Consider the following 15272-nt stretch of genomic DNA (forward strand, 5'->3'; position numbering starts at 1 on the left):
GATACCTACTCCGGCACCCGGGTTCGACGCCCGCCCGCGAGCACCGGCCCGCGCAGGGTCGCGTTCACCGAGGTCAGCTCGCCGACGACCCGGTCGAGCCGGTCGTCGGTCGGCAGCACCACCCGCTTGGGAGCCCGCTCGCCGCGCACCGCCTTCCCCGCCTCCCGGACCGCCGCCGCCAACACCCTGGTGTCGTGCTCGGCGAGGGGGTCGGCGCCCCGGTCGATCGCGACGGCGACGCCGGTGACGGCGTCGGTGAGCCGCTCAAGCCCGATGATCACCGGCCACCACGCTGCGGCTTGGCGACCAGCCGCGGAGGGCTCGACGATCGACTGTTGGAAAGCGGTCCTGAGGTCTGAGAGTGCTCGATAGGCCTGCCTGCGCAGTGTGGACTTTTCGTCGGTCTTGCCACTCAGGGCGTGCTGCAGGTAGTCGGCGATGGTGTCTAGAGCAGCCGCTAGGTCCTCACCGACGCGTGGGCGGCGCGCGCCTGGCCAGAGCAGATAGCCCACTACGAGCACGATCGCGCAGCCGATGGCCGTATCCAGCAGCCGCGCGCCGACCAGACTCCACTGACCAGCCTGGGCGATGTCCAACTGGACCAGCACCAGCGGCGTGACGAAGGTGCTGAACATGCCGTAGTTGCGGACCTGCCCGATGGGCAACGCCGCCGCCGCGAGCGCCATCAGCCCGACTAGCACCCAGCTAGGTGGGGCAAGGGCGAGCACTCCCGCACCGAGCAGCACTCCTACCGCTGTCCCGATGCCGCGCAAGACAGCCCTACCGAACACAGAGCCGAAGTCGGGCTTGAGGACGATCGCCACGGTTAGCGTCACCCAGTACGCGTGCTCCAGGTCGAGCGCCCACCCAACGGCGACCGCGAGCCCGACGCACAGCATCAGGCGCAGTACGACCAGCCAGGTCTGCCAGCCGACGAGGACCCGCAGGTCCAACCGCGTGCTCTCTTCACGCCGGTCGGTGTCGTGGTCACCTCGACGGAACTCGGCGACCGCCCGCAACCCGGCGTGGAGCTGACCGACCGCGCGACTCCCCTCGGGAGGACTCGGCGGTTCGGCAAGAGGCTCACGAACGCGGATCCGGTAGGCAGCGTCAAGCAGGTACGTCACGTACTCGGGCGGCGCTTGCTTCTTAGCGTTGACCAGCGCGACTGCTGCTTCGATTACCGGCGTGGTCTCGGTGAGCAGCACAAACAGGCGCCGGTAGGACCGGTCACGCCCGGCTAGGTGAGAGCGGACGTTGAACAAGGCGTCGTAGGCAGTGTTAAGCGCGTCGGTCAGGTCTCTGCGGGCCTGCCTCGCGGCAGCCGTACCCGACGCCGCGAGCATCACCGCGATCTGGTCGTAGACCGCCGCGACAGCCGCCCGCTCGTGCGCCGCGCCCCGGACAGGCCAAGCAGCCAGCGACAGCACCAACGCAAACGCGGCCCCGAGCCCGAAACACTGCGCCGCCAACCACGGCTCAGCCGTCTGCCCACTCCCCAGCACGGCGAACACGAGCAGCTGCAACCCGGCCATGGACGCGGTACTTCCTATGGCGCTGACCAAGGCGGACACTCCGGCCACCAGGACCAGTGCCCATACCCCTGAGCTGCCCAGATGCGCCCCCACGAGGTACCCCACCACCCCCGCGAAGGCAGCCCACCCCGTCCGCTGGAACCTATAGGGATAAGGCCCATCTATATCCGCGAACACCACGCACAGCGCCCCCAGCGACACCAAAACACCAAGATCGATGCGCCCCGCCACCAGCCCAACAGCAACCGGCCCCGCGATCGCCGCCGCCGCCCGCAACCCCCGCTTCCACGGCAAGGGCGCAGGCTTCTGACTCAACAACCCCCGCAACCAGTGCGGAGCCGCTACATCGTCACTCACCCCCTAGACGGTAATTCGCCCCGCGCCCCCACCCCACCACGCGCCCAAATCCCGGCTACCCCTGAGAAGCCCGAGCCCCGCACGCCCCGCCACCCGACCCGGCCGCTCTACCAACTCCCCCTGCCGGATCAGCTCAGAGCCAGCCCGACTCGACCAGCTTCGCCCACGTCACCTGCGCAGAAAGCCAGCAACAGACCCCCACTCCAACGCCCCGCGTCGCACCCCAACGCCCTCGCTTCGCACCAGCGACAACCGCAGCCCAGCCCGCTCCCCGCCCCAACGCCTTCGCCTCGCGCCAGCGGACAACCCCAGCCAGCACCCCGCCCCAGCGCCCTCGCTTCGCGCAGCGGACAACCCCAAGTCGCGAGTCCAGCCCCCCGACAGGGCACAACCTCGCCTCTTAACCCAAGCCCCCGCTTCGCGCCCGCGCGCGGTCCCACCCCAGCCCGGCCCCCACCCTCTCCGGGGGGCGTCCCTGGGCCAGTCTACCGGGACCCACCGACAGTTGATCTTGAAAGCACCCCCGCAGAGATCCACATGTGGATAACTTCTGTCACCCATAAGAGGGGATATTCGGGAGGTCCAAGACATGAATCCGCTGGTCAGAGGCACGGTCGCTCCGCAGGGAGGGGCGACGGCGGGCAAGTCGGTCCGCGAGTGATCATCAAGGGTCGGCAACAAGACCAGAACGTCCACAGTGGACAAAAAACGATGCCCTCCCCGGAGATCCGGGGAGGGCATCGGTCAGATCAGCTGACTACGCGGAGCGCCTGCGGTGGCGGACGTAGAGGAGAGCGGCCGCGCCGCCGCCGAGGAGGGCGAGGCCTGCCAGGGCGGGGACGAGGATGGAGGCGCCGGTGTCCGGGAGGCCGGGGCTGGGCTGGGGGGCCGGGGCGACCGTGGTGGTCGTGGTCGGCGGGACCGTGGTGGTGGTCGACGTGGTCGGCGGCGTGGTCGAGGTCGACGGCGGGGTGGTCGGCTTGACCTTCCAGTCGACCTTGGCCGTGGCGTCGAGGTTCTTGGTGTCCGAGCTGGCGACGATCAGCGGCTGGGCGTTGCTGCCGTTGGCGTGCTTGCCGGTGAACAGGCGGCCGAGCTCGATGACCGGGGACTTGCCGGAGAGCTTGACGGTGCCGTTGCCCGCGGCGGCGCCTGCCGGGATCTCGACATAGAACTCGGTGTCGTTCTTGATGTCGGCGGCCGCGAGGACCTTGCCCTTGTCGTCGGTGATCTTCACACCGGCGGGGAGCTGGGCGTTGAGCGCGGTGACGGTGCCGTTGGTGGTGACCTTGAACGGGCCGACGCGCTCGCCCGCGGTGCCCGACAGCGAGCCGGGGTTGATCTTCAGCGCGCCCGCGGTCCACTCGCCGATGCCGACGTTGGCCGGGCCGACCAGGTAGTTGTAGAGCGCGAGGACGTCCTTCTCGGCGTCGTCACCCGAGTTGCCGCCGCCGTTCACCGGGTCCTGCGGGTTGAGGTTGTAGCCGTCGCTGAAGTGCCAGAGCGCGGCCTGGGTGGCCGAGATGGCCTCGTCGAGCTCGATGCCGTCGGCGTTGGTGTCGAGGCCGAGCCCGTTCAGGGCGGCGAGCGAGGCGTTCGGGTAACCGTGGTGCAGCACCCAGTTGACCTTGTTGGCGTTCGCCTTGAACGGCGCGCTCTGGTCGGGGTAGTCGCCCCACGGGACCTCGGTCATGGCCTCGTTGTCGAAGGTCCAGCCGATGTCGATGCCCACGCAGTAGACGGCGAGGTGCTCGCCGCTGGTGAGCTTGAAGTCGAGGAGGAACGGGGTCTTGGTCTGGCTGTGCGCGCCCTTGACCATGTTCACCGCGTAGCCGTCCACGGCCTCGGACAGCGGCTGCAGGGTCCCCTTGACGGGCTCGGCCGCCGCCGCGGGCAGGGCGGCGAACGATGCCGACACCGCGGCAAGCGACAAGGTGGCCGCGGCCACCTTCCAACGACTCCGCATTGACTCTCCTCTGAGCACGTGAAGGTCGATCCGTGAACGTGGGCGCGGCACCGCCGCCACCACTGACCTGCACAAAGATCGACTCACCCGATAGAGGTCGAACCGACACGTCAGCGTGGGCGGACTCTACTAAGCGCTCAATTAATCCCACCAATGGGGGCGGATCTGAGTCCAAAGTGTTGTCATATGTTCACTTGAGACGGTGACAGCTATGCGGAGAGTAACCAACTGAAAGGGCAATTCCCCGGGCCTGCGGACAGCTATCGTTCGCCGCGTGACCGGCTGGCAGGACAACAGCGGACCCCCACGGGCGTCCCGGCTCCCGATGGTGCTCAGCAGCGTCGTGATCGTCGCCGTCGTCGTGACCGTGGTGGTGTTGGCGCTGGTCAACCGCTCTTCGGGGGACGAGCCGGACGACGTCGCAGTGGTGTCCACCACAGCGGCCCGGCCGTCCACGCCGACATCACGCCCGCCGACGACGACCTCCAGGCCGACGCGCACGTCGACGACGCCGTCAGCACCGGGGCGAGTGATCAACAATCCCGACGCGCACCTGACCTACCGCGTTCCCACTAACTGGCAGGTGGACGCGACAGCAAAACCGACCGTGGCCGGGGTGGACTTCAGCGGTACGGCTGCCTATGGCTCTTACAGCTGCGGTGGCACGGGTTACAGCAGGGCATTCGCCACGAGTGCGACCGCGCAGAACCCCTCGGACAAGGACATCACGGCGGAGAAGACGGCCAAGACCTTCACGGCAGCCTTCAGCCGCGTGTACTTCCCCGGCGCAACAGTGGCCGAGCCGGACATCCGTCAGCTCGAGGTCGGCGGTAAGAAGGCCGTTGTAGCTACCGCCGTGGTCACGGCCAAACCGGCCGATCCGACGTGCGCGTCGACCAGGGGTGAGGTGGCGATCCTGGCCATCGACCTGGACAACGCCACCGCGGACCGGCCGCGCGGCATCGCGCTACTGGTCGTCGCGGCGGACTTGGCGGGCGGCCCGCAGACACCCGCGCCGATGACCGAGGCGGCCGTCGACGCGATCCTCTCCGGGGCGACCCTGCGCTAGACGCCCGACCAGGCGGACACGACCTCGTCGAGCACCTTCAGCGGCAGCGGACCACCGCAGAGCACCAGGTCGTGGAAGGCGCGAATGTCGAACCGGTCGCCCAGCCGCGCCTCCGCCTCGGCCCGCACGCGCTGGATCTCCAGCCTGCCGACCATGTACGACAGGGCCTGGCCCGGGTAGGCGATGTAGCGGTCGACCTCGTTGCCGATCTCCAGCGCGGACAGCGGCGTGTTGGCCCGCAGGTAGTCGACGGCCTGGGAACGGCTCCAGCCCTTCGCGTGCAGGCCGGTGTCGACGACGAGCCTGCCCGCGCGCATCGAGTCCATGGCGAGCATGCCGAAGCGAGCCACGTCGTCGGAGTACAGGCCCATCTCCTCGGCGAGGCGTTCGGTATAGAGGCCCCAACCCTCGGCGTACGCGTTGACGTCGGCGAGCCTGCGCAGAAGGGGCAGCTCCGTTAGCTCTATCGCGATGGTCAGCTGGAAGTGGTGGCCGGGCACGGCTTCGTGGAACGCGGTGACCTCAGCGAGGAACTTGTCGCGCTCGTGGGCCCGGTCGGTGTTGGCGTAGTAGACGCCGGGACGTAGGCCGTCGAGAGAGGGCGGCATGTAGTACGCGGCAGGCCCACCTGGCGCCTCGGCCGCAGGGACCGGCTCGACCTGGCAACGCTGACCGGGCAACCGACCGAACCAGCGCGGCGCGGCCTCTTCGGCGCGTTCGATCGCGGCCCTGGCGTGGTCGAGCAGTTCGTCGGCGTCGCGCCAGCGCAGCGCGGGGTCGGTGATGAGCCGGTCGAAGATCTCGGCCTGGTCGGACGTGCCGAAGACGCGGGAGCCGAGCTCTGCGTACTCCTCGCGCAGGCTCGCGATCACATCGAGGCCGGTCTGGTGCAGCTGTTCAGGGGTGAGGTCCGCGGTCGTGTGCACGCGCGAGAGGGCTGCGTAGGCCTCGTCGCCACCCGGTAGCGCGCACAGGCCGGGCCGCTCGTCAGGCCTACCGTGCTGGGCGATCTCGTCGACCAAGACCGCGCGGTAGGCGGCGAAGGCCGGTCGAACGATCTCGGCCACTACGCGTTCGCGTTCGGCGGCGAAGCCGTTGTCCTCGCCCGCGAGCTGCTGGGCCAGCAACGGGTCGGCCTGGAGGTCCGCGCCCAGGTACCGGTCCAGGTGCGCGATGGCGGAGTCGACGAGCTTGCGCACCGGCACCCGGCCCGCGGCCACACCGGCGCGGTGCCGCTCGGCGACCTGCTCGAGGTGCTGCGGGACCTGACGCAGCCGACTCAGGTAGGCCTGTGCGCGCTCGGCGTCCGGCAGCACCACCATCGGCAAGAACGTCAGCAGCGATGCGGCAGGGCCGACGAAGATGTCACTGATCGTGTACTCGACCATGCGCGCGTCGACCCGGTCGACGATGGCCTCGGCCTGCTGCTTGACGACCTTGGCGGTGAGGTCGTCTGGGTGCTCGGCGGCCCGCGCGGCGATGTCGGTGGCGGCGGCCCGCTGGCGCAGCCCGGCTTCCTCGGAGACGTCGGCGAGCCGGTCGTCGTACCCGGGCACGCCGAGCAGCGTCGCGCCGAGCGGCTCGGCGGCCAGTTGCAGCTCCAGCAGGTCGTCGGCGAGCGCGAGCACGCGGTCGTCGGCAGTCGTCATGCCTGGCCCCTCATCCGGTCCTGGTCTGCGAGCGTGGCTGTTCGCCTGGTGGGGAGGCTACGCCGGATCCGGGGTGGAACGATTGCGTTGTCCACAGCCCCGGCACCGGGAGGCCGCCCATGGTCGAGCGCCAACGCACCTTCGCCTTCGAGATCACCACGAGCAGCAGCGCCGACGCGGCGACCCTGTTCACGCTGGTCTCCGACGGCAGGAGGTGGTCGGAGTGGGCGCGACCGGTGGTGGCCGAGTCGTACCTGGAACGCGAGGGCGATCCTTCACCCGGTGGTGTTGGCGCTATCCGTGTCCTGGGCCGCAAGCCGGTGCTGGTACGCGAAGAGACAGTCGAGTACGAACAGGACCGACGGCACGTCTATGTGCTCCGGTCCGCATCGCCGGTCAAGGACTACCGGGGCGAGGTCACGTTCATCCCGCGTGACGGCGGTGGCACTGACCTGGTGTGGCGGATCAGCTTCGTGGAGCGGATCCCGGGGACGGGCACGGTCGTCCGCGCGGGTCTGCGCTCGTTCATCCAGGACCTGGCGAAACGGCTGGTGCAGGCGGCCGAGCGCTAGCGCTGGGCGCGCCACCGCGCGGTCAACTCGTCCATCTCGCGGCGCAGGAACTCGAAGAACCGGTGGCTGGTGGCCATCCGCTTGCCCGCGGCCGTGTCGGCGCCGAGCAGCTCCGCGCCGTCGGACATCGCCGACGCCCACGCCGCGAGCACCTTGTCCCGGTTCATGATCGCCTCGAACCAGGCGTCGTCGGGGACCGCGTAGTGGTCGCGGCGCTGCCCGGGGTCACGGCCGCGCGAGATCATGCCCACGTGCTCCAGGTAGCGCACTGCGCCGGAGATCGCCGCTGGGCTTACCTGCAGCGCTTCGGCCAGCTCGGTCGCGGTGGCCTTGCCGGACTCGGTGACCAGCAGCCGCGTGAACACCCTAGAGGGCATCCGGGGCATGCCCGCGTCGGACAAGAGCAACGCGAACCGCTCCACGTAGTGCGCCACCGGGTCTTCCGCCACTGCCTCACCCTTCCGATCCACATCACAACGTTACCGTGTTTTGAACGTTCACAAAGTTGTGAACGGAGAGTACGTTCTGAACCATGACAACCGCAATCTCGGTGTCCGGCCTGGTCAAGACCTTCGGCCGGACCCGCGCGCTGGACGGTCTCGACCTGACGGTGCGGACCGGGGAGGTCCACGGCTTCCTCGGCCCGAACGGGGCGGGCAAGTCCACCACCATCCGCGTGCTGCTCGGCCTGCTGCGCGCCGACTCGGGTAGCGCCACCGTGCTCGGTGGCGACCCGTGGCGCGACGCCACCGAACTGCACCGCCGCCTCGCCTACGTGCCAGGAGACGTCTCCCTGTGGCCCAACCTGTCGGGCGGCGAGGTCATCGACCTGCTGGGCAGGCTGCGCGGCGGACTTGACCAGCGCCGACGCGACGAGCTCTTGGAGCGGTTCGACCTAGACCCCCGTAAGAAGGGCCGCACGTACTCCAAGGGCAACCGGCAGAAGGTAGCGCTAGTCGCTGCTCTGGCCTCTGACGTTGACCTGCTCGTCTTGGACGAGCCCACGTCCGGTCTTGACCCGCTGATGGAGTCGGTTTTCCAAGACTGCGTGCGGGAGGAACGAGACCGCGGGCGGACGGTTCTGCTGTCCAGCCACATCCTGGCCGAGGTGGAGACCCTGTGCGACCGCGTCAGCATCATCCGCGCGGGTAAGACGGTCGAGACAGGCACCCTTGCCGACCTGCGGCACCTGACGCGCACCAGCATCAGCGCGGAGTTGGCGACCCCACCCAACGGGATCGCGGCCTTGCCGGGCGTGCACGACCTGGTCGTCGAAGGCAACCGGGTCAAGTTCGACGTCGACACCCGCGAGCTGGACGTGGCGCTGCGGGCGCTCGTCGAGTCCGGGGTCCGCTCGCTGACGAGCCAGCCGCCCACGCTGGAGGAGTTGTTCCTCCGCCACTACCAGGACGACCAGGTGGGCGTCCGATGAGCGGCACGACCGGGACCTGGCCCCTCGTCCGGCTCGCCCTGCGCAGGGACCGGGTCATCCTGCCGATCTGGATCGTGGTCCTGAGCGTGATCCCCGGGTCGACCGTGTCGGCCTACGAGAAGCTCTACCCGACCGTCGCCGCGAAGGCTTCGCTCAACGCGGGCACGGGCAGCAACCCCTCGGTCGCCGTTCTCTACGGACCCGCCTTCGACCTGTCCACCCCCGGTGGCTGGAGCGCGTGGCGGTACGGCTCGTTCCTCGCGCTGTTCATCGCCCTGTTCGCGATCTTCACCGTTACGCGGCACACCCGAGCGGAAGAGGACTCAGGTCGGCTAGAGCTGCTCGGTTCCGCCGTAGTGGGCCGATACGCCGCTCTTACCGCAGGCGTGATCGTCGCAGGCGCCTCCAGTCTCCTTATCGGCGTGCTCATCGCGGCAGGCATGACGGGTGCGGGTCTTCCTATCGCGGGTGCGTTCACGATGGGCCTGACCATTGCAGGTACTGGACTGGTCTTCACCGCGATCGCCGGTGTCACCGCACAGCTCACCGAGTACTCCCGGTCTGCCAACGGTCTAGCGACGACGGTCCTGGGGGTGGCGTTCCTGCTGCGCGCGCTGGGCGACTCGACCCCTTCGGCGAGTTGGGTGTCCTGGCTGTCGCCGTTGGCGTGGCCGCAGCAGGCGAAGCCGTTCGTGGCCGACGACTGGTGGGTCTTCCTGTTGGCGGTCGGTGCTGCCATCGCAGTCGCCTCCATCGCCTACCAACTGGTCCCGCGGCGCGACATCGGCGCTGGCCTGTTCGCTTCCAGGCCTGGGCCCGCCACTGCGGCGAAGTCCCTGTCCAGCCCGCTCGGGCTCGCTTGGCGGTTGCAGCGCGGTTCGCTGCTGGGGTGGACGGTCGCCGTCGTGGTCATGGGGGCCATGTTCGGCGCCATAGCCGACGGCATCGGCGGCCTCGTGGGTGACAGCGAGCAGGTCAAGCAGATCATGGAGCGCATGGGCGGGACGCAGGGCCTGGTCGACGCCTACCTGTCCGCGATCGTCGGCCTGTTCGGGATGCTCAGCGCGGTCTACGCGGTGCAAGCCGGATTGCGCACACGGTCCGAAGAGACCGCGACCCACGCGGAGTCCGTGCTCGCTACCGGAGTCAGTCGGATCCGGTGGGCGGGCAGCCATCTCGTGTTCGCGATCGTCGGACCTGCCGTGCTGCTGGCCGCTTCCGGGTTGGCCGCCGGTCTCGCGCACGGCCTGCGTTCGGGCGACCTCGGGCACCAACTGACGCACACACTGGCCGCGGCCATGGCCCAACTCCCGGCGGTCTGGGTCGTCGCCGGTATCGCTGCCCTGCTCTACGGGATCTGGCCAGCTCTAGCGGTAGCCGGATCGTGGACCGTGGTCGCGGTGTCCGTGCTGCTCGCGTTGTACGGGCCAGTGATCGGGCTGACACAGGCGGTGCTGGACGTGTCGCCGTTCGTGCACGTGCCGAAACTGCAGCCAGGCACCACGTTCACCGCGACCCCTCTGCTCTGGCTGACGGGTGTGGCTCTAGTCGCTGTCGTGGCTGGTTTGACTACCTTCCGGCGTCGCGACATCGGATAAGGAAGCCGGAACGAGCGGAGGCCGGGTGACCACCCCGGCCTCCGTGCCGTCTGGTCACACCCGGTCCGAGTCAGCCTCCACCGGCAGGTTGGCGAGCTCGCGGACGATGCGCTGGGCCAGCGCCAACCCCGCCGCCTGGCCATCGCGGTAGGACTCATCGGCGGTCAGTTCGCGCGCGTCGCGTTCGGCCTCAGCGAGCTTGGCGAGCAGGGCGATGACCTCAACGGTGTCGAACGGTTCGGACATCGGCGGTTCCTTAGCTAGTGCGGGTGACCACACCCACGTACCCCGCCCAGACCCGACCCTGACAGGCATTAGCCCGATTGGTACGCCCCGGCCTATAGTTCGCAGGGCTAAGCAATGCGAGAGGGGTGCCGAGGGTGGCAGCGACCGGACAGCGGCCATCGACGCTCCCCCGCGAGGTGTGGGTCATCGTCGCGGCGAACTTCATCATCGCGATCGGGTTCGGCCTGGTGGCACCCGCGCTCCCCAGCTTCGCGCGCAGCTTCAACGTGAGCGTCACCGCCGCGTCCATCGTGGTCAGCGCGTTCGCGTTCACCCGCCTCGCGTTCGCACCGGTCAGCGGCAGGTTGGTCACCCGGCTCGGCGAGCGCAAGGTGTACCTGTCAGGGCTAACGATCGTCGCTGTCACCACCGGCGCCTGTGCGTTCACCACCCACTACTGGCAGTTGGTGGCCTTGCGCGGGATCGGTGGCGTCGGGTCGACGATGTTCACGGTCTCCGGCATCGCGCTGCTGATCCGCCTGACGCCCCCGGACGTGCGCGGCAAGGCCTCCGGGCTCTGGGGGACAAGCTTCCTGCTAGGCAACGTCGCCGGACCACTTGTCGGTGGTGGACTGATCGGGATCTCGCTGCGTGCGCCATTCCTCGTTTACGCCACCGCACTCATGGTGGCCGTTGGCATGGTGTGGCTGTTCTTACGCAAGTCAACCCTGCTTGCGCCAGCGGGCCAGAACAGCACTGACGTCATGCCACTGCGTAAGGCACTACGGGACAGCGGTTACATAGCTGCCCTTACCTCTAGCTTCGCCCTCGGGTGGGCGGTGTTCGGTGTCCGCGTCTCGCTTGTGCCGTTGTTCATCACCGAGGTCTTGCACCGTGACGGTGCCTTCGCGGGAACAGCCCTCTCGATCTTCGCCGCGGGCAACGTGGCGATGCTGTTGCTGTCCGGGCGGCTGTCGGACCGCTGGGGGCGCAAGCCGCTGATCCTGCTCGGGCTGGTCATCTCCGCCGGCGGGACCATCTGGTTCGGTTTCACCGGGACAGTCACCGAGTTCCTCGTCGCCACCACCGTCGCCGGGATCGGCACCGGGCTGTTGACCCCACCGCAGCAGGCAGCGGTGGCCGACGTGATCGGGAATTCCCGCGGCGGGACGGTGCTCGCCACCTACCAGATGGCCGCCGACGTCGGCGCGATCCTCGGTCCGATCATCGCGGGCGTGCTCGCCGACCGGCTGTCGTTCGGCTGGGCTTTCCTGGTCACGGGCGGGTTGACGGTCGTCGCGGCGCTGGTGTGGCTGCCCGCGCGCGAGACCCTGGACCGCTCGGCGCGCGGGATCACCGAGATCGCCGACGCGGAGCGACCGCGCGAGGCCGCGCAGTAGCCGTTCGGGCGAGTGATTCGTCGCTTTGCGGCCGATCACTGCTCCGTTGGGGCGGATTCCGCGCGACCAAGTGGTCAAAGTGGGGTGCCCGGCTGCGTTCCGGTGCGTGAGGTGGGAGCCTTCGTGGTACCCCATCCAGCGGGTTGGCAACGGCTGATGCGGAGTGGTGATCCGATGGCTACCGCACTGTGGATAGTGGCGGCGCTGGTCGCCGTGGCGATCCTCGCCTGGAGACTGCGAAAGGCCAACACCACACTTGAGACGATCCTGCGCACCGAGCGCGACCGGGTCGACCCGGTCGACGACGACACCGACGAGTCCGACGACCCCGCCGAGGAGCCGCACTCGGTGGGCCGGGACCGCTGGCACCGCTAGGCAAGTCCCCCGATCGGGGCTGTGGATAACTTTCTCCGCCCCCGCCGCGAAATCCCTACTGTCGCGGACATGGCATTCAACCTGGAATACACCAGCAAGCGACAGGACCTCAGCTACGCGTTGACCGTGGCCGCCGATGACGACGGCGAGATCGGCATCGACGTCATCGCCAAGGACGACCACGGTGGCGTCGCCGCCGAGGGCACGTTGCGGCTGCCGCCCGGCGGCGCGGCGGAGACGGCGAAACTCCTGCGGGAGGCGCTCGTCGCGATCACCGCCCTGGAGAACAAGCGGCGCGTGGTGGGCAACGCGAACCAACCGTGGTCGGCCGAGCAGGACTCCACCTTGCGCGAGGCCTGGCTCGCCCATCCCCCGAGTCGGTCGGCCACCGAGGTCATCCGAGAACTGGCCACCCTGCGGCAGCGCTCCCCCGCCGCGATCCGGGCCCGGCTCCCCCGGGTCGGCTGCGATCCGGACGTCAGCGGCAGGCTGCTCACCGAGGCCTCCGCCGCCATTGTCGGCCGCGACGCGGTGATCGCCTCCTGACCCAGCCCGCTCCTGGGCACGTGTCCCCCGGTCCCCCGGCTCCAGCCGGTGAGCAACACCCGGTTGGCCACCGCCCACCTCGGACATAGGGAGAAATCATGTAGTGACGCGATACCCCAGCGGTCGGAGGTGATTGCCGCCTCCGACGGGGACAACACCAGCAGTTCGGGGTGGCGCCGGTCTGGAGTGATCTGCGGCCCGCTGGTGTCCGGCAACCCGTTGCCGGACGGCGGTCCCGTCAGTACCAATTCGAACGGTGGTGGTTGGGCTCAGCAGTCCTTGCGGTATCAGGACTACGGGCACCAGCCGGTTGTCCAGCAGATTGCTGTCCACTTCGGACAGCGCGGTCGAACTCGGGTTCTCGCTGGTCCGATCATGGGACGCGGCCGGGGGTTGACGGGTCGGGACTAGGCCGACCGAGTGATTGACGTGCCTTGATCAAACTTCTTATGGTCTAGACCATCTGTCCGACGTGCCTGGGAGGGTTCGATGCGCAGGACTTGGCGCACGGTCGTGGTGGCCACGGCGGCGTTGCTGGTGATCCCAGCAGCCGCGGCACCAGCCGCGCCGATCGCGACCGTCGAACCGGGCGTGCAGCGGTTGCTGCCCCGTCCGGTGACGGCGGTGGCGACCGGGCGGGCTCCGTTCACCCTCACCGAGGACAGCCACATCGTCGCCAGGGGTGGGGCCGAGCGGGTCGGCGACTACCTCGGTGACCTGCTGCGGCCCGCCACCGGGTACCGGCTGCCGGTGACCGGGCGGAGTCCGCGGCGCGGCGACATCGTGCTCGACCTCGGTCGGGGCAAGGCACCCGAGGGGCACGAGGCCGAGGGGTACCGGCTGGTGACCGACGAGCGCTCGGCGACCATCTCCGCCGACACCCCCGCGGGCCTGTTCCTCGGCGTGCAGACCTTCCGGCAGCTGCTGCCCGCGTGGGCGGAGAGCCGGACCAGGGTCAGCACAGCGTGGCGGGCGCAGGCGGCGCGGATCAGCGACTACCCGCGGTTCGGGTACCGGGGCGTCATGCTCGACGTCGCCCGCAGCTACCTGACGGTGGCCGAGATCAAGCGGTACATCGACTCCGCCGTGCGGTTCAAGGTCAACACGCTGCACCTGCACCTGACCGACGACCAGGCGTGGCGGATCGCGATCAGCACACCGGCGGACAACCCGTCGGGGCTGGACTACGACGCGCTCACCCGGGTCGGGTCGCGTGGTGGTGCCGACATCTACGCCAACGGGACCCAGCTCGGCACCGGCCCGGCCACCCGCGGGTACTACACCCAGCACGACTACGCCGAGATCGTCGCGCACGCCAAGGCCAGGTTCGTCACCCTGGTCCCCGAGATCGACGGGCCGGGCCACACCAACGCCGCGCTGGCCTCGATCCCGAAGTTGAACCCCGACGGCGTGGTCAAGCCGATGAACAACACCGCCGACGTGGGGTACTCGACGCTCGACGCCAACTCGCCGGTCACCTACGAGTTCCTGCGCACCGTCTTCCGCCAGATCGCCGCGCTGACCCCGGGTCCGTACCTGCACATCGGCGGCGACGAGGCACTGGTGACCGGGCACGACAACTACCTCAGGTACCTGCGCGAACTCCTGCCCGAGGTGGCCGCGCTCGGCAAGCTGCCGATGGGCTGGAACGAGTACGCCGCGGTAGACCTGCCACCCGGCGCGGTGATCCACTTCTGGCGCGGCTCGACGCTGGCGGACGTGCTCAAGCAGGTGGCCAGGGGCGCGAAGGTCGTCATGTCCCCGGCAGGAACCACGTACCTCGACCAGAAGTACGACCCGACCAGCCCCATCGGGCTGAGTTGGGCCTGCCGCAACGCATGCGACTTCGACCGGTACTACGACTGGCTCCCGGTCCGCGACGGGCTGACCGAGGCCGACGTGATCGGGGTGACGGCCCCGCTGTGGTCGGAGACCGTGCGCGGCCTGGCGCAGGCCGAGTGGCTGAGCTACCCGCGCCTGGTGTCCATCGCCGAGGTCGGGTGGACCCCGCAGGCCGACCGGAACCTGGCCGACTTCACCGCCCGCCTGTCGTCGCTGGGCAGCAGGCTCACCATCGCCGGGATCAACTTCCGCCCCAGCCCGGCGATCCCCTGGACCACCGACATCTCCGCCCCTGACCAACACACCCGCACCCTCCGCGGCGAGGTAGCCCGTTTCACCGCGCCCTCCGCCGGTACCCCCCTGGCCACCCTCGACTACGGCGACGGCACCAAGTCCGACGTCACCGTCACCCCCAGCACCCCGGCAGGCCCACTAGCCGCGCCGGGCCTGTGGAAGGCGAGCACCCCGGACCACCGCTACCCCCGCCCCGGCACCTACCGAGCCACCCTCACCATCACAACCCCCACCGGCGTAGCAACCACCCACTTCACCATCCACGCCCGCCACTAACCACACCCACGACTGACCAACCCCACCACCAGCCACACCCACCACTAACCAAACCCCACCACCAGCCACACCCACCGCCAACCAGAGACCACGCGTCGGGGAGTCGCCCGCACCCGGCTCCCCGACGCCTTCCCTC

13 protein-coding genes are annotated in these 15272 nt (G+C 69.3%); 8 read left to right on the top strand and 5 right to left on the bottom strand.

Going from position 1 to position 15272, the window contains the following annotated elements; all coding sequences use genetic code 11:
* Positions 1 to 5 precede the first annotated feature (5 nt).
* Both LV79_RS03735 and LV79_RS03740 read right to left on the bottom strand, forming a co-directional pair.
* A complete protein-coding gene (locus tag LV79_RS03735; RefSeq protein ID WP_253832030.1) occupies positions 6 to 1535 on the bottom strand; it encodes an FUSC family protein in 1530 nt (509 codons plus the stop codon).
* A 1114-nt stretch (positions 1536 to 2649) separates the two neighbouring features.
* Complete coding sequence (locus LV79_RS03740; protein WP_253832033.1) at positions 2650 to 3858, bottom strand: thioester domain-containing protein; 1209 nt, start codon at positions 3856 to 3858, stop codon at positions 2650 to 2652.
* Positions 3859 to 4132: 274 nt separating this feature from the next.
* Between LV79_RS03740 and LV79_RS03745 the strand changes: the two genes are divergently transcribed.
* Positions 4133 to 4927, top strand: coding sequence for a DUF8017 domain-containing protein (locus tag LV79_RS03745; protein ID WP_253832035.1), 795 nt, complete (start codon positions 4133 to 4135; stop codon positions 4925 to 4927).
* Here LV79_RS03745 and LV79_RS03750 read toward each other — a convergent pair.
* Complete coding sequence (locus LV79_RS03750) at positions 4924 to 6576, bottom strand: DUF885 domain-containing protein (protein WP_253832037.1); 1653 nt, start codon at positions 6574 to 6576, stop codon at positions 4924 to 4926. The two genes, LV79_RS03745 and LV79_RS03750, sit on opposite strands and share 4 nt — an antisense overlap.
* Before the next feature lie 119 nt (positions 6577 to 6695).
* Here LV79_RS03750 and LV79_RS03755 point away from each other — a divergent pair, with 119 nt between their 5' ends.
* Entirely contained in the window at positions 6696 to 7148 is a 453-nt protein-coding gene (locus tag LV79_RS03755; RefSeq protein ID WP_253832039.1) for an SRPBCC family protein, read from the top strand.
* Here LV79_RS03755 and LV79_RS03760 read toward each other — a convergent pair.
* Positions 7145 to 7618 carry a GbsR/MarR family transcriptional regulator gene (locus LV79_RS03760; protein WP_253832041.1) on the bottom strand — a complete coding sequence of 158 codons (474 nt, stop codon included), beginning with the start codon at positions 7616 to 7618 and terminating at the stop codon, positions 7145 to 7147. The genes LV79_RS03755 and LV79_RS03760 overlap by 4 nt on opposite strands.
* Positions 7619 to 7680: 62 nt before the next feature.
* Here LV79_RS03760 and LV79_RS03765 point away from each other — a divergent pair, with 62 nt between their 5' ends.
* Positions 7681 to 8580 (top strand): ABC transporter ATP-binding protein, encoded by a 900-nt coding sequence (locus LV79_RS03765; protein WP_253832043.1) that lies wholly within the window; start codon positions 7681 to 7683, stop codon positions 8578 to 8580.
* A complete protein-coding gene (locus LV79_RS03770) occupies positions 8577 to 10178 on the top strand; it encodes an ABC transporter permease (RefSeq protein WP_253832046.1) in 1602 nt (533 codons plus the stop codon). The genes LV79_RS03765 and LV79_RS03770 overlap by 4 nt, the downstream gene beginning before the upstream one ends.
* Positions 10179 to 10232: 54 nt before the next feature.
* Here the strand turns inward: LV79_RS03770 and LV79_RS03775 are convergent, their stop codons facing one another.
* Complete coding sequence (locus tag LV79_RS03775) at positions 10233 to 10424, bottom strand: hypothetical protein (RefSeq protein WP_253832048.1); 192 nt, start codon at positions 10422 to 10424, stop codon at positions 10233 to 10235.
* Positions 10425 to 10558: 134 nt separating this feature from the next.
* Here LV79_RS03775 and LV79_RS03780 point away from each other — a divergent pair, with 134 nt between their 5' ends.
* The 4 genes from LV79_RS03780 (at position 10559) to LV79_RS03795 (ending at position 15136) form a co-directional block, all read left to right on the top strand.
* Positions 10559 to 11803 carry an MFS transporter gene (locus LV79_RS03780; protein WP_253832050.1) on the top strand — a complete coding sequence of 415 codons (1245 nt, stop codon included), beginning with the start codon at positions 10559 to 10561 and terminating at the stop codon, positions 11801 to 11803.
* 174 nt (positions 11804 to 11977) lie between these two features.
* Entirely contained in the window at positions 11978 to 12178 is a 201-nt protein-coding gene (locus LV79_RS03785; RefSeq protein WP_253832052.1) for a hypothetical protein, read from the top strand.
* Between the two features lie 69 nt (positions 12179 to 12247).
* Positions 12248 to 12724, top strand: a complete 477-nt coding sequence (locus tag LV79_RS03790; protein ID WP_253832054.1) for a hypothetical protein — start codon at positions 12248 to 12250, stop codon at positions 12722 to 12724.
* Between the two features lie 489 nt (positions 12725 to 13213).
* Positions 13214 to 15136, top strand: a complete 1923-nt coding sequence (locus LV79_RS03795) for a family 20 glycosylhydrolase (protein ID WP_253832056.1) — start codon at positions 13214 to 13216, stop codon at positions 15134 to 15136.
* Positions 15137 to 15272 lie beyond the last annotated feature (136 nt).

Source organism: Actinokineospora globicatena, from assembly GCF_024171945.1.
GTDB classification, from domain to species: Bacteria; Actinomycetota; Actinomycetes; order Mycobacteriales; family Pseudonocardiaceae; genus Actinokineospora; species Actinokineospora globicatena.